At 66.8% G+C, this 25,750-nt stretch carries 24 protein-coding genes and 1 riboswitch; of the genes, 8 read left to right on the forward strand and 16 right to left on the reverse strand.

Annotation, left to right across the window (positions count from 1 at the left end; genetic code table 11):
• Nucleotide 1 precedes the first annotated feature (1 nt).
• The 4 genes from EOD43_RS15815 to EOD43_RS15830 are packed head-to-tail and all read left to right on the forward strand — an operon-like array spanning nt 2 to nt 3,445.
• Nucleotides 2-961 carry a hydroxymethylglutaryl-CoA lyase gene (locus EOD43_RS15815; RefSeq protein ID WP_276318203.1) on the forward strand — a complete coding sequence of 320 codons (960 nt, stop codon included), beginning with the start codon at nt 2-4 and terminating at the stop codon, nt 959-961.
• Nucleotides 958-1,641, forward strand: coding sequence for an isochorismatase family protein (locus EOD43_RS15820; protein ID WP_206363574.1), 684 nt, complete (start codon nt 958-960; stop codon nt 1,639-1,641). The genes EOD43_RS15815 and EOD43_RS15820 overlap by 4 nt, the downstream gene beginning before the upstream one ends.
• A complete protein-coding gene (locus tag EOD43_RS15825) occupies nt 1,641-2,537 on the forward strand; it encodes a polysaccharide deacetylase family protein (protein WP_127745007.1) in 897 nt (298 codons plus the stop codon). Before EOD43_RS15820 ends, EOD43_RS15825 begins: the two co-directional genes overlap by 1 nt.
• Nucleotides 2,534-3,445, forward strand: a complete 912-nt coding sequence (locus tag EOD43_RS15830; protein ID WP_127745008.1) for a polysaccharide deacetylase family protein — start codon at nt 2,534-2,536, stop codon at nt 3,443-3,445. Before EOD43_RS15825 ends, EOD43_RS15830 begins: the two co-directional genes overlap by 4 nt.
• On the opposite strand, the gene leuD is transcribed toward EOD43_RS15830, so the two are convergent.
• The 3 genes from leuD to EOD43_RS15845 are packed head-to-tail and all read right to left on the reverse strand — an operon-like array spanning nt 3,442 to nt 6,637.
• Nucleotides 3,442-4,047 (reverse strand): 3-isopropylmalate dehydratase small subunit, encoded by a 606-nt coding sequence (leuD, locus tag EOD43_RS15835; protein WP_127745009.1) that lies wholly within the window; start codon nt 4,045-4,047, stop codon nt 3,442-3,444. The two genes, EOD43_RS15830 and leuD, sit on opposite strands and share 4 nt — an antisense overlap.
• Nucleotides 4,044-5,459 carry a 3-isopropylmalate dehydratase large subunit gene (locus EOD43_RS15840; protein ID WP_127745010.1) on the reverse strand — a complete coding sequence of 472 codons (1,416 nt, stop codon included), beginning with the start codon at nt 5,457-5,459 and terminating at the stop codon, nt 4,044-4,046. Before EOD43_RS15840 ends, leuD begins: the two co-directional genes overlap by 4 nt.
• Nucleotides 5,456-6,637 (reverse strand): CaiB/BaiF CoA transferase family protein, encoded by a 1,182-nt coding sequence (locus EOD43_RS15845; RefSeq protein ID WP_127745011.1) that lies wholly within the window; start codon nt 6,635-6,637, stop codon nt 5,456-5,458. The genes EOD43_RS15840 and EOD43_RS15845 overlap by 4 nt, the downstream gene beginning before the upstream one ends.
• 144 nt (nt 6,638-6,781) lie before the next feature.
• On the opposite strand from EOD43_RS15845, the gene EOD43_RS15850 reads away from it, so the two are divergent.
• The 3 genes from EOD43_RS15850 (at nt 6,782) to EOD43_RS15860 (ending at nt 11,164) form a co-directional block, all read left to right on the forward strand.
• Nucleotides 6,782-7,111 carry a DUF485 domain-containing protein gene (locus tag EOD43_RS15850; RefSeq protein WP_127745012.1) on the forward strand — a complete coding sequence of 110 codons (330 nt, stop codon included), beginning with the start codon at nt 6,782-6,784 and terminating at the stop codon, nt 7,109-7,111.
• Nucleotides 7,108-8,805: a cation acetate symporter gene (locus EOD43_RS15855; RefSeq protein WP_127745013.1), complete on the forward strand. Its 1,698-nt coding sequence runs from the start codon at nt 7,108-7,110 to the stop codon at nt 8,803-8,805. The genes EOD43_RS15850 and EOD43_RS15855 overlap by 4 nt, the downstream gene beginning before the upstream one ends.
• A gap of 241 nt (nt 8,806-9,046) precedes the next feature.
• Entirely contained in the window at nt 9,047-11,164 is a 2,118-nt protein-coding gene (locus EOD43_RS15860; protein ID WP_127745014.1) for a PQQ-dependent dehydrogenase, methanol/ethanol family, read from the forward strand.
• Here EOD43_RS15860 and cobU read toward each other — a convergent pair whose 3' ends face one another.
• The 13 genes from cobU to EOD43_RS15925 all read right to left on the reverse strand — a co-directional run bounded on the left by cobU (nt 11,165) and on the right by EOD43_RS15925 (nt 24,577).
• Complete coding sequence (cobU, locus tag EOD43_RS15865) at nt 11,165-11,671, reverse strand: bifunctional adenosylcobinamide kinase/adenosylcobinamide-phosphate guanylyltransferase (protein WP_127745015.1); 507 nt, start codon at nt 11,669-11,671, stop codon at nt 11,165-11,167.
• A complete protein-coding gene (gene cbiB, locus EOD43_RS15870; protein ID WP_127745016.1) occupies nt 11,668-12,591 on the reverse strand; it encodes an adenosylcobinamide-phosphate synthase CbiB in 924 nt (307 codons plus the stop codon). Before cbiB ends, cobU begins: the two co-directional genes overlap by 4 nt.
• Entirely contained in the window at nt 12,584-13,555 is a 972-nt protein-coding gene (locus tag EOD43_RS15875) for an aminotransferase class I/II-fold pyridoxal phosphate-dependent enzyme (RefSeq protein WP_127745017.1), read from the reverse strand. Before EOD43_RS15875 ends, cbiB begins: the two co-directional genes overlap by 8 nt.
• Nucleotides 13,552-14,271: an adenosylcobinamide-GDP ribazoletransferase gene (cobS, locus tag EOD43_RS15880; RefSeq protein WP_127745018.1), complete on the reverse strand. Its 720-nt coding sequence runs from the start codon at nt 14,269-14,271 to the stop codon at nt 13,552-13,554. The genes EOD43_RS15875 and cobS overlap by 4 nt, the downstream gene beginning before the upstream one ends.
• Nucleotides 14,268-14,837: a histidine phosphatase family protein gene (locus EOD43_RS15885; RefSeq protein WP_127745019.1), complete on the reverse strand. Its 570-nt coding sequence runs from the start codon at nt 14,835-14,837 to the stop codon at nt 14,268-14,270. The genes cobS and EOD43_RS15885 overlap by 4 nt, the downstream gene beginning before the upstream one ends.
• The gene (gene cobT, locus EOD43_RS15890) at nt 14,834-15,847 is read right to left on the reverse strand and encodes a nicotinate-nucleotide--dimethylbenzimidazole phosphoribosyltransferase (protein ID WP_127745020.1); all 1,014 of its coding nucleotides are present in this window, start codon (nt 15,845-15,847) and stop codon (nt 14,834-14,836) included. The genes EOD43_RS15885 and cobT overlap by 4 nt, the downstream gene beginning before the upstream one ends.
• The gene (locus tag EOD43_RS15895) at nt 15,844-16,251 is read right to left on the reverse strand and encodes a DUF1636 domain-containing protein (RefSeq protein ID WP_127745021.1); all 408 of its coding nucleotides are present in this window, start codon (nt 16,249-16,251) and stop codon (nt 15,844-15,846) included. Before EOD43_RS15895 ends, cobT begins: the two co-directional genes overlap by 4 nt.
• Before the next feature lie 15 nt (nt 16,252-16,266).
• On the reverse strand, nt 16,267-16,812 hold the full coding sequence (locus EOD43_RS15900) for a hypothetical protein (protein WP_127745022.1): 546 nt from the start codon (nt 16,810-16,812) through the stop codon (nt 16,267-16,269).
• A gap of 12 nt (nt 16,813-16,824) precedes the next feature.
• Nucleotides 16,825-17,412 carry a DUF7676 family protein gene (locus EOD43_RS15905; RefSeq protein ID WP_127745023.1) on the reverse strand — a complete coding sequence of 196 codons (588 nt, stop codon included), beginning with the start codon at nt 17,410-17,412 and terminating at the stop codon, nt 16,825-16,827.
• Nucleotides 17,412-19,367: a TonB-dependent receptor plug domain-containing protein gene (locus EOD43_RS15910; RefSeq protein WP_127745024.1), complete on the reverse strand. Its 1,956-nt coding sequence runs from the start codon at nt 19,365-19,367 to the stop codon at nt 17,412-17,414. The genes EOD43_RS15905 and EOD43_RS15910 overlap by 1 nt, the downstream gene beginning before the upstream one ends.
• Nucleotides 19,368-19,508: 141 nt before the next feature.
• Nucleotides 19,509-19,702, reverse strand: a riboswitch (cobalamin riboswitch).
• A 50-nt stretch (nt 19,703-19,752) separates the two neighbouring features.
• Nucleotides 19,753-20,565, reverse strand: a complete 813-nt coding sequence (locus EOD43_RS15915) for an ABC transporter substrate-binding protein (RefSeq protein ID WP_127745025.1) — start codon at nt 20,563-20,565, stop codon at nt 19,753-19,755.
• Between the two features lie 2 nt (nt 20,566-20,567).
• On the reverse strand, nt 20,568-22,214 hold the full coding sequence (locus EOD43_RS15920; protein ID WP_127745026.1) for a M28 family metallopeptidase: 1,647 nt from the start codon (nt 22,212-22,214) through the stop codon (nt 20,568-20,570).
• A gap of 725 nt (nt 22,215-22,939) precedes the next feature.
• A complete protein-coding gene (locus EOD43_RS15925) occupies nt 22,940-24,577 on the reverse strand; it encodes an N-acyl-D-amino-acid deacylase family protein (protein WP_127745027.1) in 1,638 nt (545 codons plus the stop codon).
• A 102-nt stretch (nt 24,578-24,679) separates the two neighbouring features.
• On the opposite strand from EOD43_RS15925, the gene EOD43_RS15930 reads away from it, so the two are divergent.
• Complete coding sequence (locus EOD43_RS15930) at nt 24,680-25,657, forward strand: NAD(P)H-dependent flavin oxidoreductase (protein ID WP_127745028.1); 978 nt, start codon at nt 24,680-24,682, stop codon at nt 25,655-25,657.
• Nucleotides 25,658-25,750: the final 93 nt, after the last annotated feature.

The raw sequence follows: 25,750 nt of genomic DNA on the forward strand, positions 1-25,750 counted from the left end.
CGTGGACGCATCATCGACAATCGACATTCTGGTCAGCGAGGTCGGCCCGCGCGACGGGTTGCAGAGCATCGATTCGATCATGCCGCTCGCGGCGAAGAAGGCGTGGGTCGATGCCGAAGCGCGCGCCGGCGTGCGTGAGATCGAGGTGGGAAGCTTCGTGCCCGCAAAGCTCCTTCCCCAGCTGGCCGACACCGCCGAACTGGTCGCTTATGCCAAGACGATCCCCGGCCTGACGGTCGCGGTGCTCGTCCCCAATGCGCGCGGGGCGGAGGCGGCGATCGCGGCGGGGGCGGACAAGCTCACTTTGCCGCTCTCGGTCTCGGAAACCCACAGCCTCGCCAATCTGCGCCGCACGCACGATCAGGTTCTGAACGAAGCGCATGTGATCGCCGACATGATCAGGGCGCTCCCCGTCGAGCAGCGGCCGCATTTCGAAGGCAGCCTTTCGACCGTCTTCGGTTGCACGCTCGAAGGCGCGATCCCCGATGCGCAGGTCGCGCGCCTTGCCGAAGGGCTGATGGCGGCGGGCTGTGACGAGGTTGGCCTGTCCGATACGACCGGCTTTGCCGATCCCATCGCTGTGCGCCACCTGATCAAGCTGGTGCGCAATGTGGTCGGCGATAAGGCGCTGACCGGCATACACCTGCACAACACGCGCGGGCTTGGCCTCGCCAATGCGCTGGCGGCGCTGGAGGGCGGGCTGACCACGCTCGATTCCTCGCTGGGCGGGATCGGCGGATGCCCCTTCGCGCCGGGCGCCAGCGGCAATATCGTGACCGAGGATCTGGTGTTCATGCTCGAGGCGATGGGCCTGCGCACCGGCATCGACATCGACGCGTTGCTCGCGGTGCGGTCAATCGTCGAAAAGGCGCTGCCCGGCGAGCAGCTCTACGGTTTTCTCCCCGACGCGGGCGTCCCGCTCGGCTTCACCCAGGCCACGCGCACCAAGGAACTGGTATGACGATCATCGGCACGAAGATGGTATCGGACGGCAAGACCGCCAAGCAGCTGTTCGAAGATCTGATGGCGAACCCGACCCGCAACAAGTTCGGCTTCGGGTCGAAGCTCGCGATCGTCAATGTCGACTTCCAGAACGCCTATACGCGGATCGACGAGTTCAAGACGGCGTATGAAACCGATCCGCGCCAGATCGAATATACCAACACCATCTCCGCGCTGGCCCGCGCAAAGGGGATGCCGGTGATCTGGACCCATGTCGGCTATATGGACAATGCCGCCGATGCGGGCGTGTGGGGCACGCGCACCGACACGCCGGATTCGCTGCAGAACATCAAGATCCCCAGCCGCCGGCATGAGTTCGACGATCGGTGCGAGATCGATCGCGCGGTCGACGCTATCTACGCGAAGCGCATGCCGTCGGCCTTCTTCGAAACCCCGCTCGCCTCCTATCTGGTCTGGCACAAGGTCGACACCGTCGTCGTGACGGGCGGATCGACGTCGGGCTGCGTGCGCGCGACGGCGGTCGATGCGCTCAGCCACGGCTATCGCGCGATCGTCCCGATCGAGACCTGCGCCGACAAGCATGAGAGCTATCACTACGCCAACCTTACCGACCTCCAGATCAAATATGCCGATGTCGAGCCGGTCCAGACGGTGATCGACTGGCTGGAGGCACGCTGATGCAGGAGGGCGCAGCCGATCCCGGCCTCTATCCGTTCCGCCCCTATCGCAACCGGCCGAAAATCGAATGGCCGAACGGCAAGACGGTGGCGGTGTGGGTGTCGCCGAACCTGGAGTTTTACGAGCTCGATCCGCCCGCCAATCCGCATCGCAAGAGCTGGACGAAGCCGCATCCCGACGTCGTCGGCTACGGCCACCGCGATTATGCCAACCGCGCGGGCCATTGGCGCATGGCCGATGGGATGTCCAAATATGGCTTCCCCGGTTCGGTCAGCCTGTCGGTCGCCCTGTGCAACCACATCCCCGAAGTGGTCGAGGACGCGAATGCCCGTGGGTGGGAGTTCTTCAGCCACGGCATCTACAACACCCGCTACAGCTACGGCATGAACGAGGCGCAGGAGCGCGCGATCATCGAGGATTCGATCCGCACGGTCCGCGACGCCACCGGCCAGACGATCAAAGGCTGGCTCGCGCCCGCGCTGACGCACACGCCGCGCACGCTCGATCTCATCGCCGAATATGGGCTCAGCTACACCTGCGATCTCTACCATGATGATCAGCCGGGTGACGTGAACGTCGCCAGCGGGCGGCTGATCTCGATGCCCTACAGCCTCGAGGTCAACGATCATTACGGCTTCTTCGTCTATAATATGAGCCCACGCGAATATGCCGACACGCTGATCCGCCAATATGAGCGGCTGGCGGCGGAAGGCGCGGAATCGGGCACGGTGATGTGTATCCCGCTCCATGCCTACCTGATCGGGCAACCGCACCGGATCGGGCCGTTTACCGAAGTGCTGCGCCATATCGCGGCCGACGGGCGTGCCTGGATCACGCGGTCGGGCGACATCGCCGATCATTATCTCCGCACCACGCCGAAGGAAGTGGCGGCATGAGTCTCGATCCCTCTTACCTGTCCTATGCCCGTCGCGGTTATGGGATGGATCACGATCTCTATCCCTGGTCGAACCTGTTCGAACGTTCGCCGCTCGATCTGGGGGGCTTGCGCGTCGGGGTGGCGATCGTCGTCAACGTCGAATGGTTTCCGATCACGCCGGGCGACAAGCCGTTCCGCGCGCCCGGCCATATGCAGACCGCCTATCCCGATTATCGCCACTATACGTCGCGCGAATATGGCACGCGCGTCGGCCTCTATCGCTTCCTCGATGCCTTTGCGGCGCGCGGGGTGCGGGCGAGCTTCGCGGTCAATGCCGCGATCGCCGAACGCTATCCCGAACTGGTCGCCGATATCGTCGCGGGCGGGCATGAGATTGTCGCCCATTCGACCGACATGAACGGCACGATCGCGACCGGCCTGCCCGAGGAGGAGGAGCGCGCGCTGATCGCCGCCTCGCTCGACACGCTCGAAAAGGTGGTCGGCACGCGCCCGCGCGGCTGGATGTCGATCGCACGCTCGCAGAGCTGGAACACCCCGCGCCTGCTGGCCGAGGCGGGGCTTGGCTATATGTGCGACTGGGTGAACGACGATCTGCCCTGCCGCTTCGCGACGCCCGCTGGCCCGATCGTCAACGTGCCGATCAACCACGAACTGTCCGATCGGCAGATCATCACGGTGCAGCAGCAGTCGGCCGACAGCTATGTCCAGCAGATGCAGGATGCGACGATGCTGTTCGAAGGGGAGGGTGCGCGCTTCGGCGCCCGCCTGCTCGCGCTCAACCTCACGCCCTACATCATGGGCCTGCCCTATCGGATCACGGCGTTCGAAGGGCTGCTCGACTGGCTCGTCGCGCGCGAGGGCGTTGGTTTCGTCACGACCGGTGAGGTCGCGAAAAGCCTAGCCTAGAGATAGACCCACGGCCGCGCCTTCCGGTCGCGGTCGTGGAAGGCGGCGATCTCGGCTTTGCGGGTCAGCGTGAGGTCAATCGCGTCGAGGCCGCCCAGCAGCATCGTCTTGCCCTCATCCTCGATCGCGAAGGTCCAGCTGCGGCCCGATGGCGCGGTGACCGTCTGGTTGGGCAGGTCGACTTTCAGCGGGCCGGGCACAGCCTCCAGATCGGCGGCGATGGCGGCCGCGTCGGCCTCGACCGGCACGATCCCGTTGCGCACGCAATTGCCGCGGAAGATCGGGTTGAACGACGGCGCGATCACCACGCGGAACCCATATTCGGCCAGCGCCCAGGCCGCATGTTCGCGGCTTGATCCGCAGCCGAAATTCTCGCCCGACAGCAGGATCGCTGCGTCGGCGAAATCGGGCTGGTTCAGGATGAAGTCGGGGTTCGGATCGCGCGATCCTATAGCGGTGTAGCGCCAGCCCGCGAACAGCCCGTCCGCCAGCCCGGTCTTGCCGACCGACTTCATCTCGCGCGACGGGATGATCGCGTCGGTATCGACATTGTTGCGCAGCAAGGGCGCAGCGGTCGCGCTCAACATGGAGAAGGGGGTCATGGCAGCGGGTCCAGCATGCGCGGATCGGTGATGCGCCCGGCAATGGCCGATGCGGCGACCGTCTCGGGGGAGGCGAGGTGGGTGCGCGTGCCCGGACCCTGCCGGCTTTCGAAATTGCGGTTGGTCGAACTGATCACGCGTTCCTGTGCGCCGAAGCTTTCGCCGCCTGCGAAGAAGCACATCGAACAGCCTGCCTCGCGCCATTCGAAGCCGGCCGCGCGGAACACCGCATCGATCCCCTCGGCCTCGGCCGCCGCCTTCACCTGCGACGATCCGGGCACGCAGATCGCCTTGACGCCCGCCGCCACCGTGCGGCCGCGCAATATGTCGGCGGCGCGGCGCAGATCGGACAGGCGGCTGTTGGTGCACGATCCGATGAACGCGGCATCGATCGCCAGCCCGCTGACTGCCGCACCCTGTTCCAGCCCCATATAATCGAGCGCGCGGGCATGCGCCTCGGGCGCCTCGACGGCCGAAAGCTCGTCCGTGCGCGGCACCGCCCGATCGAGCGGGATCGCCTGTTGCGGGCTGGTGCCCCAACTGACCATCGGTGCGATATCGGCGGCATCGACATACAGCTCGACATCGAACGCCGCATCCGCATCGCTCGTCATCGTCCGCCAGTCGGCGACCGCGGCGTCCCATGCCGCACCGGTCGGCGCGAAGGCGCGGCCCTGCAGATAGGCGAAGGTCTTTTCGTCGGCCGCGATGAAGGCGGAGAAGGCGGAGAATTCGGTCGCCATGTTGCACAGGGTCAGCCGCGCCTCGATGTCGAGTGCGGCCACCGCTTCGCCCGCATATTCGACGACATGGCCCTTGGCCCCCGCCGATCCGAAGCGCGCCAGCATGTGCAGCGCCAGATCCTTGGCGGTGACGCCGATGCCCAGCTTGCCCGAAACCGTGACGCGCATCGTCTTCGGCTTGCGGACGCGCAAGGTGGTCGTCGCCAGCGCATGTTCGGCCTCGGTCGATCCGATGCCCCAGGCGAGCGCGCCCAGCGCGCCCTGGCTGCACGTATGGCTGTCGGGGCAGACGAGCGTGACGCCCGGCAGGACGATGCCCATTTCGGGCGAGATCACATGGACGATCCCCTGCCGCGGATCGCCCAGATCGAACAGCGAGATACCCGCCGCCAGCGCGGCCTCGCGCGTCGCGGTGATGAACTGGGTGCCGGTGGGCATCGTCGTGCGATCGGTGCGGCCGGGGAAGGTATCGACGACATGGTCCATCGTCGCGAAAACCTGTGCGGGCATCGCGACGTCGCGGTGCTTTTCGCGCAGGCTATTGAGCGCGACGCCGCCGGTGCGTTCGTGCAGCATGACGCGGTCGATCGCGATCAGGCCGGTGCCCTCACCCAGATCGGCGATCAGATGCGCCTGCCAGATTTTCTCGAAAGCGGTCCGGCCGGTCATCCGATGCGGGCGCTCGCCACCAGCCGGGCGGTCTCGGCATCGTCGAAGCCCAGTTCGCGCAGCACGTCGCCCGTGTCGCGGCCGGGCGTCGGCAGATCGTGGCGCAAGCCGCCGCGCTGATCGTTGAACGCGATCGGCAGCGCCGGCAGCTTCGCGGTCGATCCGTCGGCCATCGTCAGTTCGACCAGCCCGCCTTCGTTCAGGTGCGGATCGTCGAACAGTTCGTCGGGCCGCGCGATCGGGGCGAAGGGCAGGCCGGTTGCCTCCAGCTTGGCGACGATCTCCTCGCGCGGCATCGCGGCGAACAGGCTGCGGATGCGCGGCAGGATCGCGTCGCGCGCCAGCACGCGCTGGTTGTTCAGGCGATAGGCTTCGTTCGCGCCCAGATCGTCCAGCGCAAAGGCTTCGCAGAAGGTGCGCCACTGGCCGTCGCTCACCACGCCGACGAACAGTTGCTCGTCGGTGCGCAGCGTTTCGAACACGTCGTAGATCGCCCAGGCGGAGATGCGGACCGGCATCGGCTGCGCGGCCTTACCCGTCACCGCCTTCTGCGCCATATGCTGCCCCACCAGGAAGGCGGTGGTTTCGAACAGCGAGCATTTGACCTCGCATCCTTCGCCGGTGCGGTGCCGCTGCTCGAGTGCGGAAAGGATGCCGATCACGCCGAACATGCCGCCGGTAATGTCGATGACCGACGATCCGGCGCGCAAGGGGCGACCGGGCGGGCCGGTCATGTATGCGAGGCCGCCCATCATCTGCGTCACCTCGTCCAGCGCGGTCCGCTCCTCATAGGGACCGGGCAAAAAGCCTTTGGCCGAACAATAGATCAGGCCGGGATTCTCGGCCGACAGCGCCTCATAACCGAGACCCAGCCGGGTGAGCGTGCCGGGACGGAAATTCTCGATCAGGATGTCGGCGCCCTTCGCCAGCCGCTTCGCCGCATCGAGGCCGGCGGGGCTTTTCAGGTCCAGGCAGATGCTGCGCTTGTTGCGGTTGAACATCGGGAAATAGCCCGCGCCCGATCCCAGCAGCTCGCGCGTATGGTCGCCGCCGACCGGCTCGACCTTGATCACGTCCGCGCCGAGATCGGCCAGGATCACGCCGGCCGAAGGCCCCATCACCATGTGCGTGAACTCGACGACCTTGATGCCAGCCAGCGGCTGCGCGGCTTGTGCCATTTTCAAATTCCGATTTCAGCCCCAACATCTTATTTGATATATATCTATAACAATATACGCAAGGGGCTTCGCGGCGAAAAGCTGCTATGCCGGATGCGCAAGGCCGCTGTTGCCAATGGCCGCGGCGTCGCCGATGAAGGGTGCATGTCGATCCCTGATCCTGCCGATGGCGCCGCCGTCGAAGCGCGCATCGCCGCCGATCCCCGCTACGTCGCGCTGGTGCGCGATCGGCAGCGTTTTTCGTGGACGCTGACGGCGATCACGGTGCTGGTCTATTCCAGCTTCATCTCGCTGATCGCATTCGACAAACCTTTCATGGCGACGCCGATCGCGGGCGGGGCGACCAGCATCGCGGTCGTGCTGGGCGCGGCGATGTTGCTGGGCACGGTGATCATCTGCGCGGTCTATGTCCGCCGCGCCAACAGCACCTATGACGCGCGCGTCGCCGAACTGTTGAAGGACGTCGACGCATGATCCGCGCCGCGATCGCGCTCGTCGCTCTGCTGGGCGGTGCCACCGCCGCACAGGCCGGCATCCACGGCACCATCACGCAGCAACCGACCAACTGGACCGCGATCCTGATGTTCGCGGGCTTCGTCGCGGCGACCCTGTGGATCACCGCCACGGCCGCGCGGCGCACACGCACCGTCTCGGATTTCTACACCGGCGGCGGCATCACCGGTTTCCAGAACGGGCTGGCGATGGCGGGCGATTATTGTTCGGCCGCATCCTTCCTCGGCATCACGTCGCAGATCTTCAACGACGGCTATGACGGGCTGATCTACGCGATCGGCTTCCTCGTCGGCTGGCCGATCGTGCTGTTCCTGATCGGCGAAAAGCTGCGCAACCTCGGCAAGTTCACCTTCGCCGACGTCGCCTCCTATCGCTTCCTGCAGGGGCCGGTGCGCAGCTTCGCGGCGGTCAGCACCTTGCTCGTCGTCGCCTTCTACTTGATCGCCCAGATGGTCGGCGCGGGGCAGTTGATCCAGCTGCTGTTCGGCCTGCCCTATATCTACGCGATCACCGTCGTGGGTGGCCTGATGATGGTCTATGTCCTGTTCGGCGGGATGCGCGCGACATCGTGGGTGCAGATTATCAAGGCAGTGATGCTGCTGCTCGGCGCCACCTTCCTCGTCCTCGGCGTCATGGCGCATGTCGGCTTCTCGTTCGAGGCTTTGTTCGCCAAGGCGGTCGGCGTGAAGACCAAGCTCGCGCTCGACAGCGGCCTTGCGCCCGATGAGGCGGCGGCGAAGGGCCGCGCGATCATGGGGCCGGGCGGCTTCATCAAGGATCCGATCTCGGCCCTGTCCTTCGGTTTCGCGCTGATGCTCGGCACCGCCGGCCTGCCGCACATCCTGATGCGCTTCTTCACGGTTCCGGACGCGCGTGAGGCGCGCAAGTCGATCCTGTGGGCGACCGTCTGGATCGGCTATTTCTACGCGCTCACCTTCATCCTCGGCTTCGGCGCGATCGTGATGATCTCGTTCAATCCCGATTATGTCGACGTCGCTACGGCCACGCTGCGCGGTGGCGGCAACATGGCGGTGATGCATCTGGCGCACGCGATCGGCGGTAACCTGTTCCTCGGCTTCATCTCGGCGGTCGCCTTCGCGACGATCCTCGCAGTGGTGGCCGGGCTGACTCTCTCGGCCGCCTCCGCGATCTCGCACGACATCTATGCCAGCGTGATCCGCAAGGGCGATGCCGATCCGGCGAAGGAATTGCGCGTCTCGCGCGCGACCACGATCCTGCTCGGCATATCGGCGATCATCCTGGGCATCGTCTTCGAAAAGCAGAACGTCGCCTTCATGGTCAGCCTCGCTTTCGCGCTCGCCGCCTCGGGCAATTTCCCGGTGCTGGTGATGTCGCTGCTGTGGAAAGATTGCACGACGAAGGGCGCGGCGTGGGGCGGGGCGATCGGCCTGCTCACCGCCTTCGTGCTGACGGTGCTGTCACCGGTGATCTGGGTCGCGGTGTTCGGTTATGAAAGCGCGATCTTCCCCTACAGCTCGCCGGCCTTGTTCTCGGTGCCCGCGGGCTTCATCGCGATCTGGCTAATCTCGCTGCTCGACAAATCCCCCCGCGCCGCGATCGACAAGGCGGGCTACGCCGTCCAGCGCGTCCGCTCCGAAACCGGCATCGGCGTCCACAGTCCCGCCGATCACTAAGCAACCCTCTAATCCTCCCCCGCCAGGGGGAGGTGGCGCCGAAGGCGACGGAGGGGGAGGGCGGCAGCCAACTCTGGATCATCGCATCCTCCCCCTCCGTCAGCTTGCGCTGACACCTCCCCCTGGCGGGGGAGGATTGAGTGGGCAGATACTCACCATGTCTTGAAGGCCGGCCGCTTTTCCGATCTAGTATCGGAAAAGCCGGCGCATGACCGGCCGATGGGACGAGGGAGAGCTTTGAATGCGCGCAGCGTGGCTGGCGGCGATGGCTGCCGTGGTGATGACCGCCCTGATCTCGGGCTGTTCGAACGCTCCTCCGCCCAAGCCCGATAATCCCTGGTCCGGCTTGCTCGCGGCGACGCAGGATCCGGGCGACTGGGTCACCTATGGCGGCACCTTCGACGAACAGCGTTTCAGCCGGCTGACCGCGATCAACGACACGACGGTCGGTGGCCTCGGCTTCGCCTGGTCGCATGAGTTCGATACGAACCGCGCGCAGGAATCTACCCCGCTCGAATATCGCGGCGTCCTCTACGTCACGACTGCCTGGTCAAAGGTCTATGCCCTCGATGCGAAGACCGGGAAGCAGCTGTGGTTCTATGATCCCAAGGTGCCCGGCGAATATGGCGCCAAGGGGTGCTGCGACGTCGGCAATCGCGGCGCCGCGCTCTACGACAACAAACTCTATGTCGGCACCTTCGACGGCCGCCTCGTCGCGCTCGACATAAAGACGGGCAAGGTCGTGTGGTCGGTCGTCACCGTCGATCAGTCGAAAACCTATACGATCACCGGCGCCCCGCGCATCGTGAAGGGCCGGGTCGTCATCGGCAATGGCGGCGCGGAGCTTGGTGCGCGCGGTTACGTCACCGCTTATGATGCGCAGACGGGCAAGCAGGCGTGGCGTTTCTACACCGTCCCCGGCAACCCCGCCGACGGCCCCGATCATGCCGCGTCGGACAAGGTCTTCGCCGAAAAAGCGGGCCAGACGTGGTTCGGCCAATATTGGAAGAATGGCGGCGGCGGCACCGTCTGGGATTCGATCGTCTACGATGCCGAACTCGACCAGCTCTATCTGGGCGTCGGCAACGGCAGCCCGTGGAATCACAAGCTGCGCAGCGACGGCAAGGGGGACAATCTGTTCCTCTCGTCGATCGTCGCGCTCGATCCCGATACCGGCGAATATCGCTGGCATTATCAGGGCACGCCCGGCGAAAGCTGGGACTACACCCATACCCAGACGATCACGCTGGCGACGCTCGTCATCGACGGCAAACCGCGCAAGGTGCTGATGCAGGCGCCGAAGAACGGCTTCTTCTTCGTGGTCGATCGCACCGACGGCAAGCTGATCTCGGCCAAGAACTATGTCGATGTGAACTGGGCGACGGGTTACGATCTCAAGACCGGCCGCCCGATCGAAAACCCCGAAGCGCGCTACGAAGGCGGCAAGGCGGTGGTCGTCACCCCCGGCGCCCTGGGCGCGCACAACTGGCAGCCAATGGCGTTCAGCCCCCAGACTGGCCTCGCCTATATTCCGGGCAACAAGGCTTTGTTCGGCTATCAGGACGATGCGAACTTCGCGATCCGCCCCGGCCGCTGGAATCTCGGCCTCAAGACCGACGATACCTCTCCGCCCGACGATCCCGCGACCTTCGCGGCGACGCGCAAATTGCTCGGCGGTCGTCTGATCGCATGGGATCCGATCCGGCAGCGCGAGGCGTGGGGCTTCGACTATGCCGAACCGTGGAACAGCGGGCTGCTGACCACCGCGGGCAACCTCGTTTTCCAGGGCGATACCAAGGGCAATCTGCGCGCCTTTGCGGCCGATAGCGGCAAGGTGCTGTGGACGATGAACCTCGGCATGCCGATCATGGCCGCACCGATCAGCTTCGAACTGGATGGCGCGCAATATATCGCGGTCGCGGGCGGCTATGGCGGCGCCTATGCGCTGACCTCCGCCTTCAACGACAATCCGATCCCGCGCCCGAACGGCCGCATCTATGTGTTCCGGCTGGGCGCGAAGGCGGCTTTGCCGAAGATCGACCACATCCCCTGGGCGCCCGCCAATCCGCCCGCCGAAAAGTTCAGCGACGCGCAGGTCACGCACGGCCGCCACCTGTTCGAACGCGACTGCTGGGTCTGCCACGGCCCCGGCGCGATCTCGAGCGGGGTCGTCCCCGATCTGCGCCGTTCGGCGGTGCTGACCGACGCGGCCGCGTGGAAGTCGGTGGTGATCGACGGCGCGCTCAAGGAACGCGGCATGATCGGCTTCGGCAAATATCTGACCCCCGCCGATGCCGAGGATCTGCGCGCCTATGTCGCCGATCGCGCGAAACTGCTTCAGAAGCAGGAGAAGAAGTAATTACTTGAGCCGGAGGGGCAGCCCAGCGGCCATGAACAACGCCTCGTCCACCGCCGCCGCGACCGCCTGATTGACGGTCCCGGCGGCGTCGCGGAAGCGACGGGCGAGCGCATTGTCGGGCACGATGCCCAGCCCCACCTCGTTCGCGACGAGGATGACGGGGCCACCGGCGCGTCCGATCGCATCGGCCAGCGCCGTCGCCTCGACTGCGATATCGCGTTCGGCGAACATCAGGTTGGACGTCCACAGCGTCAGACAGTCGATCAGCAGCACGCGCCCCGGCCCCGCCTCGGCACCGATCACGCCGACCACATCGATCGGCTCCTCGATCGTGCGCCAGCGCGGCCCGCGATCGGCCTGATGGTGGCCGATCCGCTCGCGCATCTCGTCATCGAAAGCTTGCGCCGTCGCCACGAACACCAACTCGCCCTCGATCGCCTCGGCCCGCGCCTGCGCATGGCGGCTCTTGCCCGATCGCGCGCCCCCCAGAACCAGCAGCGACGTCATGCACACACTCCCGCAATCACCCACAGCAACAGACACGCCCGCACATAGACCGCCAACGCACGGTGCACATCACCCGCGTCCGCATCGGTCCGCCCGTCGCCGATCCATGCCTTGTCAGCTAACACCCCGTCATAGGCAATCGGCCCCGCCAGACGCACGCCCAATGCTCCCGCTATCGCCGCCTCGGGCCATCCGGCATTGGGCGACGCATGCTTGCCGGCATCGCGCAACATCGTCCGCCACCCGACCAAGCCCGCGACGCAGATCGCCACCCCCGCGATCCGCGCCGGGATCAGGTTCAGCACATCGTCGGTCCGCGCCGCCGCCCAGCCAAAGGCGCGCCAGCGTTCCTCCTTGTGCCCGATCAGGCTGTCGGCGGTGTTGATTGCCTTATACGCCCACACGCCCGGCAGGCCGAGCAGCAGTAGCCAGAACAGGGGCGCGGCGATCCCGTCGCAGAAACTCTCCGCCAGACTCTCGATCGCCGCCCGCGCCACGCCCGCTTCGTCGAGCTGCGCCGTATCGCGCCCCACGATCATCCCGACCGCCCGTCGCGCGCCCTCCAGATCGCCTGCCGCCAGCGCCCTCGCGACCGGGCGTACATGATCGAACAGGCTGCGCTGTGCCAGCGCCGGAAAGGCGAGCAGCGCCACGACCACCCAGCCGAACGGCAGCTGCATCGCCAGCGCCTGCAGTATCCAACCCGCACCGCCCGCAACAGCGATCAGGATCAGCACCGTCGCGATGCCCGCGAACTGTCGCCCGCTTTCGCTGATATCTGGCCGGTTCCACCGCCGCTCGCACGTCCCGATGATCCGGGCGAAGCCGCCGACCGGATGACCGATCCGGCGATAGAGCCACGCGGGCCAGCCGATCCCCGCATCGAGGATCAGCGCGCCGAGGGCAATCGGCTCAAACACCGCCCAGCGCCGCGTCGAGCCGCGCGAGTTCGTCCGCCCCGCCCGGCAGGCCGATCCGCAGCCAGCGCGGATGTTCGGCGAACGGCCGCGTCAGGATTTTTGCCATCGCCAGCCGCTCGAACAGATCGCGCGCATCTTTGGTCTCGATCAGCCGGAACAGCGGGCACGCGCCCTGCGGCACATAGCCGCGCTGGCACAGCAACCTGTCGAGTGCTGCTGCATCGTTGCGCAGCAAAGGGCCGGTCCGATCGATCCAGTCCCGATCGCGATAGGCCGCCGCCCCGATCGCCACCGCCGCCGCCGACAGCGGCCACGCCCCGATCAGCGCGCGCAGCCGATCGACGATCGCACGCGGCCCGATCACGAAGCCCAGCCGCACCCCGGCCAGCCCGAAAAACTTCCCGAACGACCGAAACACGATCAGCCGCCGATCGCCAACTTCGCCCACCAAGCTGCACTCGGAATGCGCATCGGCAAAGGCTTCGTCGATCAGCAACCAACCTTCGCCCCGCCGCGCCAGCAGATCGCGCATCGCAGCGCGATCGATCAGCCGCCCGTCGGGATTGTTCGGATTGGCGAGGATTAGCGACCGCCCGTCCGCCGCGTCGATCCGGTCGAAGGGCAAAGGCCGCGCATCGCGCAGAACGTCGCCATGCGTGCGATAGGCCGGCTCGGCCCACAGCCCGCTTTCGCCCAGCAATTGCCCGGTCAGCCGCAGCCCGATCTCGCTCCCCGGCACCGCGCAGACATAAGCCGGCTCCGCCCCGAAATGCGCCGCCGCCGCGACCTCCAGATCGCGCAGGCCGCTTTCGTCGGGCAGGCGCTGCCAGTCGAATGTCAGCGCATCCACGCCCGCCCACGGATGCGGGTTGATGCCGGTCGAAAGGTCGATCCAGTCGCCATCGCCATAATGCGCGCGCGCCGCCGTCAGCCCGCCGCCATGCCAGGTCCACCGATCGCTCATGCGATCCGCGCCACCACCAGCGCGATCAGAAGCAGCGCGCTCTCGACCAACTCGATCCCCGCGCCATGCCCGTCGCCCGAAATCCCCCCGATCCGCCGCCGCAGCCACGCGCCCCATGCCAGCATCGCCACCGGCGCCGCGACAAGGGCGGGCGCGAACCAGCACGCGATCAGCAACGCCCCCGCCCAGATGGCCAGGTGCACCGGCCGGATCACATGCGCGAACCGCGCGGCCAGCCCCGCGTGAAGCGGCGGCAACAGGCGGGACCACAGCAGCGGCCCGATCCGCGCGGCGAACGGGATCAGCGCGATTGCCCACCACAATTGCCCCGCGACGGCACCGTGCAGCAGCACCAGCTTCGCCGCGATCTGCAGTGCGATCGCCACCACGCCGAAGCTGCCGACATGCGGATCGCTCATCACCGCGATCATCCGCTCGCGATCCTTGTGCGCCGCCCCGCTCGCATCGGCGATGTCGCCGAGGCCATCGAGGTGCAGCGCCCCCGTCACGCCGATCCACAACAGCAGCGCCGCCAGCGCGCCGACCCACGGATCGATCCACGCCCCGGCCCAGCCGCCCGCCGCCACGATCGCGCCGATGATCAGGCCGACCGCGGGAAACCAGCGCATCGATCCCACGAAATCTTCGTCGGACGTGGCGACGCGCGGCGTCGGCAGGCGCGTCAGGAACTGGATGGCGACGATCAGGCGCTTCACGGCCAAAGCCCGACGATCTGCGCCGAACGTCGCTCGCCCGGCCAGATGCGCAGCGAGATCAAGGCGGCATAGCCAAGTTCGAAGCTCCAGATCTGGCGTTGGTCGAAGCCGCACAGATAGGAAAGCGCGGCCCGCATCGCGCCGCCATGTGTCACGATCAGGGTCGGGCTGGGGTCGATCGCCTCTATCGCCGCGCCGACGCGCGTCAGCAGCGCCGACCATTTTTCGCCATTGGGGGGCGGATTGGCGTCCGGATCGCTCCAGAATTGCGCCAGCGCATCGGGTGGAACCGCCGACGCCGCTTGCCCGTCCCAATCGCCGAAATCGAGTTCGCGCCAACGCGGATCGATGACCGGGGCGATATTTCGCCGCGCCCCGATCGCCTCGGCCGCCAGTCGCGACCGGGCAAGATCGGACGCGATCAGCGTTTCGAAGTCGAGATTGTCCGCCTGCTCGACGCACGCGGCGATCCCGGCGGGCGTCGGCATGCCGTCGCTGCGCCCCATCAGCAATCCGGGCGTCTCGGGCGCGCCATGCCGGATCAGATAGAGGGCGAAGTCGGTCATTCCCTGCCGGATACGGCCGCTTCGGCAAAGGTCGCCATTTGGGCGTGTGCGGCCAGCGCCGATCGGATGATGTTCACCGCCACCGCGCCGCCGCTCGCTTCGCCCAGCCGCATGTTCAGGCGCAGCAGAGGATTGAGGCCCAGCTGATCGAGCAATTTCTGATGCCCCGGCTCGGCTGAACAATGGCCGGCGATGCAGTGCGCGGTGACACCCGGATTGGCGGCGGCCAGCGGCGCGATCGCCGAACTCGCGATGAAGCCGTCCAGCACCACCGGGATGCCCAGTTGCCGCGCGCGCAGTATCGCACCCGCAATCGCGGCGATCTCGCGTCCGCCCACGCGGCGCAAGGTTTCGAAAGGCGTCATCGGCGCCGATCCGTGGTGCTGCAAGGCGCGTTCGATCACCGCGATCTTGCGCGCAATCCCCGCACCGTCCAGCCCGGTGCCCGGCCCGGTCCAGTCGGCCACCGCGCCGCCAAAGCTGCGCGTGGCCAGCGCGGCGGCGGCTGTGGAATTGCCGATCCCCATCTCGCCCACCACGATCAGGTCGAGGCCGGGTTCGACCGCCTCGGCCCCGGCGGACAGCGCCGCGAGGCATTCCGCCTCGCTCATCGCCGGCGCCACGGTGAAATCTGCGGTCGGCGTGTCGAGATCGATCGGCACGATGATCAGCTCAAGGTCCGCCGCCTTGGCCAGCGCGTTGATCGCAGCACCGCCTGCGCGAAAGTTGGCGACCATCTGCACGGTCACGTCGGCGGGAAAGGCGCTGACGCCGTGGACGGTCACGCCATGATTGCCCGCGAACACGGCCACGCGCCCGCGATCGATCCGCGGCCGCTCGCGCCCCTGCCAGCCCGCGAAGAAGATCGCGATCTCCTCCAGCCGCGCCAGCGAGCCCGCCGGCTTGGTCAGTTGCGCCTGCCGCGCCTGCGCTGCCGCAATCGCCGCCGCATCGGGCTGCGTCAGGCTGGCGAGGGCCGTCTCGAACGTTTCGATGCTGGCGAACGTCATTCCGCGACATATCCTTCGGGCGGGGAACGGGTGATGAAATGGCCCTTCACCCCCGCCGGCCATTGCGAAAAGGGTACGCGGCCATGTTCGCTGTCGGCATAATGGACGGCGTAATCGAGGATCGCGCGCGCCGCCTCCTCATCGGGGGTGAAGCGGCCCAGCACGTAACTCACCTTGCCCGGCGCGCGCAGATGGACGGTGCAAAACTCGCTGCACGCGAACAGGCAGGGCATTTCCTGCACCTCGACGCCCGCATAACGATCGTCGCCGGCCTTCACCGCATGGAGCGCGGCGGCAAGGCGCGCGCCGCCGCGCACGCCTTCATTATCCTCGCGCGACGTGGGCGAATGGCGGCATGTGTTGCATGCCACCACCGCCGGGCCGTTCTTCACTGGCCGGAGCATCGCCCGCCCTCCCGTTTACGCGGTCGCCTCGACCGGAGCCGCCGGCACGCCCAGCGCCAGCAGCCCGCGATAAAGCGCATAAAGCCCGGCAAGGATAGCCGCGTTCCGCACGAACTGGTTGGCCATGATCATCGGATCGACCGCGGTGTGAACCCCGCCCAGCACCAGCGCCGCCGCCAGCATCGCCAGCTTGAAGCCCAGGAAGCCCGCGACATAGGCGATGGCTAGCCGCGCCCACACCGGTGCCTCGGCAAAACGCGGCAGCAGCGTCCGCGCCGCCAGCAAAGACGCGACCGAGCCGACGCCCAGTGCGCCGCCCCACGCGAAGGTCGTCGCCTCGTGCGGATAGTGGAGCAGGCCGAAGCCCACCGCCTGGCTCGCGGCCCAGGCGAACAGCATCGTCGCGATCCCGTCGCGGCGGCGCATGTGGACGGCGGCGAGTGCTGCCAGCGAAGGGAAGGGGGTGGCGCAGGCGAGCGCGAGCGTCGTCACCGTGCTCGCGGCTGTCAGCAACAGGATCCAGAGCATCGAGGCGCCGGATTTGGACAGGGTCGTCGTCATTCATCGGTCCTTTCAGTTGGTCGTGGTCTTTGCATAGCCCTTGCCCATCCGGTCGCGGCCGTCGGTCGGCTGGCCGGTCAGGCGGGGGAACAGGTCGTTCCAGAGCGTCAGGCGATCCCAGTCGGGCTCGTCGGCGATCCGGTCTTCGGGGCGCAGGAAAGGGTTGGGCAGATAGATCGAGATCTGCGGATCGCCCGCGCCGTTGAACATGCGGATGCTCCACGAAATCGGCATCTCGTCGACATCGAGCCGGCGGACCAGCTCGACCCGCGCGGGGCTGCGTTTGATCGCATCCTCGGGCGCCATTGCCGGCCCCGCGCCCAGGCACAGGTGGAAATGCCCCTTCGCGCCCCAGTGGCAGGTGAAATAGCCCAGCTTCGACAGCGTGATCTTCTCGGGCTTGCCGGGGCATTTGAGTTCGTACGCCGCGCCGGGGATCAGCGGACCCCAGGTCAGCTTGTCCCAATGATCGTCGAACAGTTCGGAAAACAGCGCGAACAGCCAGTCGCGATCGAGCGGAAGCGGCCAGACCTCCTCGGTCCGGCCGTCCACTTTCGTGACCCGCTTCTCGATCGGATGATCGACGGCGGGCGCGGGCATCAGAAGCGGCCCCGGAAGCCCGCATAGATGCTGCGACCCAGCGTGCCGTACCGGAACGCGGTCATATAATCCTTGTCGAACAGATTCTCGACGCGGGCGAACAGGCGGAACTGTTCGGACAGCTCCAGCTCGGCGCGCAGATCGACCAGCGTATAGCCGTCGAGCCGCTGGGCGTTCGACGCGTTGTCGAAGCTGTGGCCCGACCAGCGGATCGCACCGCCCGTCGTCAGGCCCATCGGCCAGCGATAGCTGATCGATCCGTTCGCCTGATTGCGCGGGCGACGCGGCAGCCACTTGCCGAAGGTGGTCGTGCCCTTCGAACGATCCTCGGCCACCGTCCAGCTGTAATTGCCGTCGATGATCAGCCCTTCGATCGGCTGCAGCGAAGCCTGCGCTTCGATCCCGTGCGCCTCGGCGCGCGCGACGTTCAGATAGTAACCCGAACGGCGGATCGTGGTGCTGCCCGGCTGGAAGCAGATCGGCAGGGTCGATGTCGCGGTGCAGCTGTTGAACACGATCTGGTTGGTCGTGGTCCGCTCGAAATAGGTCGCGCCGAAGCTCAGCTTGCCGTCCATCAGCTTCTGCTCGACGCCCGCTTCCCAGCCATCGGCCTCTTCGGGGGCGAGCGCCTGATTCCCGAACTCCGAAAACAGCTGGTACAAAGTCGGCGCCTTGAAGCCTTCGCCATAGGCCGCGCGGATGATCGTGCCGGTCGGCAACGACCAGGCGCCACCCGCCGAAAACAGCGTCTTGTTGCCCGCGCGGCTATGATCGTCGTTGCGCAGACCGACGTTCAGGCTCAGCCCCGCAATCGGCTCGGCCAGCAGCTGGCCGTAGAAGCTGGTGATCTCGGCCTTGCCGCGCGCGGCCGCCGGGATCGGCGTGGCGAGCGAGGCGGGCGGGGATACGCTGCGGAAGCGCGAACGCTCATTTTCCGCGCCGAACAAAGCGGTCCATCCGTCGGCGATCGCGAAGCTGCCCTGATATTCGAAACGCTCGTTCTTGCCGGCGCTGTCGAACGTCTTGGTCCGCTGGTTGCGCGGATCGAAATTGTCGCGATCGGTGTCGGTATAGCCATAAGCGATGCGATTGCGCAGCCGCTTGTCGAGCAGGTCGATCTTCAGGCCGGCATAGCCCACGAACTCGCGATTGAGCGCATAGGCCGGGTTGTCGGCGCTGGTCGAATCGATCTCGGTGCGGCCCTTCGAATAATAGCTGCGGAAATCGGCGGTGACGTTCTCGGTGATCGCCACTTCGACGCGACCGCTCAGGTTGCGGTTGCGATAGCCGTCCTTTTCGCGCCCGCCGAAGGACGGGGCGATCGCGGAAATGCCGTCGGTGGTGAAAACCTGCCCGCCCAGACGCCAGCTCAGCGCGCCCTGCTTGCCGCCCACGGCGGCGCGCGCGCTGGCCGTCTCGCGCGATCCGGCCTCGACATCGAAGCTGCCTTCGATCGCCTTCTGCGGCATCGCGGTGACGACGTTCACGACGCCGCCGATCGCCTGGCTGCCCCATAGGATCGATTGCGGCCCGCGCAGCACCTCGATCCGCGAAGCATCGCCCACCAGCAGGTTGGCGAAGTTGTAGCCGCCGCCCGCCGACGAAGGATCGTTCAGCTTCACGCCGTCGATCACCACCACGGTCTGGTCGGCTTCGGCGCCGCGAATGCGCAGCGAGGTCGCGGTGCCATAGCCGCCGTTGCGCGACACGCTGACGCCCGGCGTGCGCTGCAGCAGTTCGGTCACGCCCATATCCTGGCTGCGGTCGATCGCCGCCTTGTCGAGCACGGTGACCGAAACCGGCACCTTCTCGGCGGGCGTCGCGATGCGCGTCGCGGTCACAAGGATCGTAGAGGCATCGGCCTCCGCTGCCGCGTCCGGCTGCGGTGCTTCCTGCTCCTCGGCATAGGCCGTGGTGGAGAGCAGGAGGGAGATCAGAAACGAATATTTCAACATCGAACGTCTAGCCCCAAGACAAAGGGATCGCGTTCGTCGGAGGGTTGGGCGCGCAAGCACGACCTATCCCCCGTGCGAACACGGCCCGGATCTGTCGTCACTCGGGTTAACCCCCGTCCGCCCGGCACACCCTGTCCGCACGAAAGACGACCGCGACGGGCAGGTCTCCTGGCTTGCGGGTCATCGCCTTGTTTCGCGCCGCCTTCTCAGGGCCGGAACCCCAATGGCTTGATGGCGCGATGGCTCGCCGCTCACAGTTGCAGGGGCAGCCGGGGTCTTGAACCCCATTCCCTTTTCATCCCCGTCGCCGGGGAACCTGTCGCGGCGCGGCTGCTACGCCTTTGGGCGCGGTGCGTCAATCCGGTGGGGGGGGATGGGGAGCATTTCAGCGGTAACGCTTCAACTGCTCGGTCAGCGTGTGCACCGCCTTGGTATAGGCCGGACCGCCGCACACGGTCCACGCCTCGGGAATGTGCAGCCGGGGTATCGAATCGAGCGCCGGGTGGTGGAGCATCTCGGTCCCCTGATCGGTCACCTTGTCGGTCGCGCTTTCGACGATCAGGAAGTCGGGCCGCGCCGCCACCATCTCCTCCAGGCTCATCTGGCTCAGCGTCGATTTGCCGAGCTTCTGCGCCAGATTGACCAGCCCCACGCGCTGCATCAGATCGTCGACCAAAGTGCCTGTGCCGGTCACATAGCCGCGCCGCTGATAATAGACCGCGACGCGCCCGCGCCCCAGCTTCGGCATCCGCGCAAGATCGGCCTCCATCCGCGCGATCATCGCCTCGCCGCGATCGGCGTGGCCCACCGCATCGGATACGGTGCGGATCGATGCGTAGATATCCTCCAGCGTGTCGGCGCTTTTCAGGTCGACCGCCGGATATTTGCGCATCTTTAGCGCCTGCAGGATCGCGTTGCGCCGCGCGGGGATGCCGACGACCAGATCGGGGTCGATCTCCAATATCTGCTCGGCCGACGTGCCCAGGATGCGCAGCCCCTTGGTCCGCGCCGCCTCGGCCGACATATTGGTCTTGGCGGCGTTGCGCGTCAGGCCGGCAATCTGCGATCGATCGGCCAGCGTCAGGATCAGCTGGTCGGCGCACAGGTTGAGCGAGACGATCCGCTTCGGGGGCGTCGCCGCATGCAGCGGCGATGCCAGCGCCGCGATCGCCAACGCCGCGATGATCGCCCCCCGCATCCTCACTTGGCCGTCGCGCTCAGGCTCTTGTCGCGGATGGCCTTGAACTCGGATCCCGCCTTCCACGTCGGCCACGTATCCGAATTGGCCAGCTCGGCGCCGATCGTGCCGACCAGATCGATGTCCTGCACCGCGCCGGCCAGATTCCATTCGGGCGACCACGCATCGCACGCCTGATGATAGCATTGGCCGGTATAGGCATCGATCCACGCCTGCCCGCCTGCGACGCCGCCGGTCTTCAGGTCGGATGCGCCCGCAATGCCCATCAGCAGCAGGGTCGGCACCCCGCGCTTGGCGAAGCTGAAATGGTCGGCGCGGTAGAACAGCCCGCGCTCGGGCAGGCTTTCGGGCGTCACCGTGCGGCCCTGCGTCGCGGCGACCCGCGCCATATCGTCCTCCAGGCTGTTCTGCCCCTTGCCGACCAGCACCACGTCGTTCGCAGGACCAGCGGTCTGCAGGATGTCGATCGCGAGGTTCGCGACGGTCTTCGCCGCCGGCACCGTCGGGTTCGCCGCATAATATTCGGACCCCAGCAGACCGCGCTCCTCGGCCGTCCACGCCGCGAAGACGACGCTGCGCTTGGGCGCCGGCCCTGCCTTCATCGCGCGCGCAATTTCGAACATGCCGGCGATGCCCAGCGCGTCGTCATTCGCGCCGCTGCGGAATACCCGGCCCTGCGCGTCGGGCTTGCCGCGCCCATAGGCATCCCAGTGCGCGCCGATCATCACGACCTCGTCGGCCTTCGTCGTGCCCGGAATCTTCGCCAGCACGTTGCGGCTGTCGACCTGCTCGTGCGTCACGGGCACGTCGGCGGTGAAGGTCACGCCCGGCAGCGGCACCGGCTTGAAGTTCGCCTTGCGCGCCGCGACCTGCAGCTTGGCCAGATCGAGCCCCGCCGACGCGAACAGTTTCGTCGCCGCATCGCCCGCAATCCACCCCTGCAGCGCAAGGCTGCTCAATTTGTCGGGTGCGCGGACGATGTCGTAATTCTCGCCCCCGCTGCTGACCACGACGTTCCAGCCATAGCCCGCCCCCGCGCTCTCATGGACGATCAGCGCGCCGACCGCGCCCTGCCGTGCCGCTTCCTCGAACTTGTAGGTCCAGCGGCCATAATAGGTCATCGTCCGCCCGCCGAACTTGCCCGCCACCGGCTCGCCCGGCTGCGCGGCGAAATCGGGGTCGTTGACCAGGAAGATCACAACCTTGCCCTTCAGGTCCGCGCCCTTGAAATCGTCCCACTTGCGCTCGGGCGCCTTGACGCCGTGGCCGATGAACACGACCGGCGCACCGGCAATCTTCGCGGCGTCATCCGGCCGGATGGTCGAGACATAGACGTCCTTCAGCTGCTCGGCCGGAACCACGCCCTTGGGGCTGTCGAAGCGCATCGCGCCCGCGCCCAGCTTCGTGTGGAGCAACGGCACCGTCTGGGTCCACTGCCCGTCCGGCCCCGCCGGCTCCAGCCCCAGATCCTGAAAACGCGCGATCAGATAGCCGATCGTCCGCTCCTCGCCCGCCGTCCCCGGCGCGCGCCCTTCGAAAATGTCGGACGCCAATGTGCGCACCGTCTGTTCGATGCGGGCGGGATCGGTGTTCTGGGCGAGGGCGGGCGCGGCGGCGGTTGCGGCCAGCGCGAGGAGGATCGTCTTCATGGAGCGGTGCATAGGCGCGGATAGAGAGGCGGTCGACCCCATCTAGGGGGAGGCGACGGAGGGGAGGTCGACGACCAGCTTCAAATCGCGCAGTTCGCGCCATCAGAACATTTACGGAACATTCTCTTGACAACGAGAACCAATTGGGTTAAATCGTCACCCATCCTGTCGCTCGGTACAAGCGAACGGGATGCAGGACCGGCCCGGAGCTTAGCGCTTGCTCCGCACCGGGCCGAACGGTCGGCGCGAAGTCATCCGGTTCAGCCGAAGCTTCGCAACATCCGGCCGGCTTGGGACTGTCCGCCGATCGCGGCGGCTATGGTGCGAAGAAAAGACAGGGCCGATCCACTGCGCCTTCGGGCGTATCCCGGGTAGCCCCGATCCGACCATCGGACGCCACCGATATCGGGAAAGCCGCCTGACAACCGGCTTTCGATTCCGCACGCGGGGCTTGCTCCGCCCCCGGACCCCATGAAAGCCGGCCCTGAACACACGACATGTCCAACCCGGATGCCCGCGGAAGGACGCGCCGACCGATCCCTGTCCTGATTCTACGCCACAGGTGCGTCCTCTTCAGATCCTCCCCCGGAGGGGGAGGGGGACCGCGCAGCGGTGGAGGGGTATTGGCCGGCAACGGTACTTATCGTCTCCAGCGCACTCCTTGCGACGATTACCCCTCCACCACCCTTCGGGCGGTCCCCCTCCCCCTCCGGGGGAGGATCAAGTTACCCCCGCAACATCATCCCCGGTCCACCGGCCGCACCGCGTGCCAGCGCCGCGCCGTCGCGTCGGATCGGCACGCCGTTGACCAGCATGTGCGTCAGCCCGGTCGCGCGGTCGGCGATCAGCCGTTCGCCGCCCGCCGGCTGGTCGTACACGCGCCGCACCGGCCCCGGACCGATCGTCGCGGGATCGAACACCGTGATGTCCGCCGGTGCGCCGACCTTCAGATAGCCGCGATCGAGCCCGAACAGATCGGCCAGTTCGCCGGTCAGCTTGCGCACCGCCGTCTCGATCGGCAGCACCTTCTTGTCGCGCACCCATTTGCCCAGCAGGTCGGTCGGCAGGATCGCGTCGCAAATCTGGTCGGGATGCGCGCCCGAATCCGCCAGGCCCAGCACTGCGCCGTCGATCCGCAGCAGCTTGGCGACCTCATCCTCCTCATAATTGACCTGCACCACGGTGAAGCGCGTCGCGAGGCCATCGGCCAGCGCAAGGTCGATCGCCGCGTCCAGCCCGTCGACGCCCAGCCGCTTCGCCAGCGCCTCCACCGTCATCCCCTCCAGTTCGGGCGACGTCGGCGATTCGGATATCGTCCAGCGATCCCAGCTGATTGTGAAGGCGTAATTAGCCAGTTCGGTCTTCACCGTCGCGCGCCACGCCGGATCGCGGAAGGCGGCTATCCGCTCGGCATCCGATTTGCCTTCGAGTGCCAGCATCGACGCCGCGCGCATCGCAAAGGCGGTGCGCAGCGTGGTCATCGACACGATCGGCCGGCACGACACCTGCGGATGCACCCTGGCGCCCTTCGCATAGCGTTCGGCATGCAGCGCGGCCGACGCGCGATGCCCGCCATCGGCGGTCTGCATCAACGCGGTCCAGGTGAAGGGGCGGCCGATTTCGGCCTGCATGTCGTACATCGCCTCGCGCGACAGATGCTGGCCGCCCGGCACCATCGCCATCACGCCGCGCCCGTCCTTCGCCATCGCGCGGCCCAGCGCCAGCAATTCGCGCGCATCGGCCTTGCCCGTCGCCGATCGCCGCCCGGTCGGCGCGCTCGACGATGCGAAGCCGATCGCGCCCGCATCCATCGCCTGGCCCACGATCGCCGCCATCCGCGCAATCTCCTCATCGGTCGCCGCGCGATCATAAGCGTCGGCGCCCATCACATCGACGCGCACCGGCGAATGGCCGACATAGGCCGCGATGTTCAGTGTCGGGCGAAGCGCCTCGACGCTTGCCATATAGCCGGCAAAATCGGTGAACGACCATTGGATGCCCGCATTCAGCACCTTGGCCGGCATGTCCTCCAGCTCGACCAGCATCTGGATGAGCGTTTCGCGATTCTCCGGCCGGCACGGCGCCAGCGCGAAGCCGCAATTGCCGATGATCACCGACGTCACCCCCTGCCAGCTCGACGGGGTGCAGTCCGGATCCCAGAACAATTGCGCGTCATAATGGGTGTGCATGTCGATGAAGCCGGGGGCGACCACCTGTCCCCGCGCATCCAGCACCTGATCGCCCGAAAGATCCTTGCCGATCGCGGCGATCCGCCCCTCGCGGATCGCGATGCCGGCTTCGTACAGCGCGCCGCCGGTCCCATCGGCGATCTGCCCGCCCTTCACGACGATCGTTTCGCTCACATGCTTGTCCTCTCTCGTCCGCGCTGCTTTACGCTTGACCGCGCCGCGGCTTCACGCTTTGGCTTCGTGCAATAGAGTTATATCTTTTTGGAGTTGGAATCGATGGCCATCCGCACGCGCGTCACCGAAATGCTGGGGATCGAACATCCGATCGTGCAGGGCGGCATGATGTGGGTCGGCCGCGCCGAACTGGCGGCGGCGGTGTCGAATGCCGGTGGTCTTGGCATCCTGACCGCTTTGACCCAGCCGACGCCCGACGATCTGCGCCGCGAGATCGAACGCTGCCGCACGATGACGGACAAGCCGTTCGGCGTGAACGTCACCCTGCTGCCGTCGATGAACGCGCCGCCTTATCCCGAATATCGCAAGGCGATCATCGAATCGGGGATCAAGATCGTCGAGACCGCGGGCAACAAGCCGCAGGAGCATGTCGAGGATTTCAAGGCGCACGGCCTCACCGTCATCCACAAGTGCACCTCGGTCCGCCACGCGCTGTCGGCGGTGCGGATGGGCGTCGACATCATCTCGATCGACGGCTTCGAATGCGCGGGCCATCCGGGTGAGGACGACATTGGCGGCCTCGTCCTGATCCCGGCGGCGGCCGACAAGGTCGACGTGCCGATGCTCGCCTCGGGCGGGATCGGCGACGGCCGCGGCCTCGTCGCGGCGCTCGCGCTGGGCGCGGAAGGCATCAACATGGGCACGCGCTTCTGCGCGACGGTCGAGGCGCCGATCCATCAGGGGATCAAGGAGTTCATCGTCAACTCCGATGAGCGCGCGACCAACCTGATCCTGCGCAAGTTCCACAATACCGGCCGCGTCGGCAAGACGCCGGTGTCGGACAAGGTGGTCGAAATCTCCGCGCAGGAAGGCGCGGTGTTCGAAGATATCCGCCCGCTCGTCGCCGGCGCCAAGGGCCGCGAGGCGCTGGAAACCGGCAATATCGAGGCGGGCCTCGTCTGGACCGGCATGGTCCAGGGCCTGATCCACGACATCCCCACCTGCGACCAGCTGATCAGCGGCATCATGCGCGACGCCGAAGCGATCATCGCCAAGCGCCTGGCGGGGATGATGAAGTAATCCAGATCCTCCCCGGTACGGGGAGGGGGACCATCCGAAGGATGGTGGAGGGGGAACGAGGTTGGGCGCAGCGCCCGTGACGATCCCCCTCCG

The sequence above is a fragment of the Sphingomonas crocodyli genome, assembly GCF_004005865.1.
Taxonomy (GTDB): domain Bacteria; phylum Pseudomonadota; class Alphaproteobacteria; order Sphingomonadales; family Sphingomonadaceae; genus Rhizorhabdus; species Rhizorhabdus crocodyli.

Bases quoted from the DNA above. Each gene is read 5' to 3' on its own strand.
- EOD43_RS15820 (WP_206363574.1), top strand. From the start codon at position 958: ATGACGATCATCGGCACGAAGATGGTATCGGACGGCAAGACCGCCAAG.
- EOD43_RS15825 (WP_127745007.1), top strand. From the start codon at position 1,641: ATGCAGGAGGGCGCAGCCGATCCCGGCCTCTATCCGTTCCGCCCCTAT.
- EOD43_RS15830 (WP_127745008.1), top strand. From the start codon at position 2,534: ATGAGTCTCGATCCCTCTTACCTGTCCTATGCCCGTCGCGGTTATGGG.
- leuD (WP_127745009.1), bottom strand. From the start codon at position 4,047: ATGACCCCCTTCTCCATGTTGAGCGCGACCGCTGCGCCCTTGCTGCGC.
- EOD43_RS15840 (WP_127745010.1), bottom strand. From the start codon at position 5,459: ATGACCGGCCGGACCGCTTTCGAGAAAATCTGGCAGGCGCATCTGATC.
- EOD43_RS15845 (WP_127745011.1), bottom strand. From the start codon at position 6,637: ATGGCACAAGCCGCGCAGCCGCTGGCTGGCATCAAGGTCGTCGAGTTC.
- EOD43_RS15850 (WP_127745012.1), top strand. From the start codon at position 6,782: ATGTCGATCCCTGATCCTGCCGATGGCGCCGCCGTCGAAGCGCGCATC.
- EOD43_RS15855 (WP_127745013.1), top strand. From the start codon at position 7,108: ATGATCCGCGCCGCGATCGCGCTCGTCGCTCTGCTGGGCGGTGCCACC.
- EOD43_RS15860 (WP_127745014.1), top strand. From the start codon at position 9,047: ATGCGCGCAGCGTGGCTGGCGGCGATGGCTGCCGTGGTGATGACCGCC.
- cobU (WP_127745015.1), bottom strand. From the start codon at position 11,671: ATGACGTCGCTGCTGGTTCTGGGGGGCGCGCGATCGGGCAAGAGCCGC.
- EOD43_RS15875 (WP_127745017.1), bottom strand. From the start codon at position 13,555: ATGAGCGATCGGTGGACCTGGCATGGCGGCGGGCTGACGGCGGCGCGC.
- EOD43_RS15885 (WP_127745019.1), bottom strand. From the start codon at position 14,837: ATGACCGACTTCGCCCTCTATCTGATCCGGCATGGCGCGCCCGAGACG.
- cobT (WP_127745020.1), bottom strand. From the start codon at position 15,847: ATGACGTTCGCCAGCATCGAAACGTTCGAGACGGCCCTCGCCAGCCTG.
- EOD43_RS15895 (WP_127745021.1), bottom strand. From the start codon at position 16,251: ATGCTCCGGCCAGTGAAGAACGGCCCGGCGGTGGTGGCATGCAACACA.
- EOD43_RS15900 (WP_127745022.1), bottom strand. From the start codon at position 16,812: ATGACGACGACCCTGTCCAAATCCGGCGCCTCGATGCTCTGGATCCTG.
- EOD43_RS15905 (WP_127745023.1), bottom strand. From the start codon at position 17,412: ATGCCCGCGCCCGCCGTCGATCATCCGATCGAGAAGCGGGTCACGAAA.
- EOD43_RS15910 (WP_127745024.1), bottom strand. From the start codon at position 19,367: ATGTTGAAATATTCGTTTCTGATCTCCCTCCTGCTCTCCACCACGGCC.
- EOD43_RS15915 (WP_127745025.1), bottom strand. From the start codon at position 20,565: ATGCGGGGGGCGATCATCGCGGCGTTGGCGATCGCGGCGCTGGCATCG.
- EOD43_RS15920 (WP_127745026.1), bottom strand. From the start codon at position 22,214: ATGAAGACGATCCTCCTCGCGCTGGCCGCAACCGCCGCCGCGCCCGCC.
- EOD43_RS15930 (WP_127745028.1), top strand. From the start codon at position 24,680: ATGGCCATCCGCACGCGCGTCACCGAAATGCTGGGGATCGAACATCCG.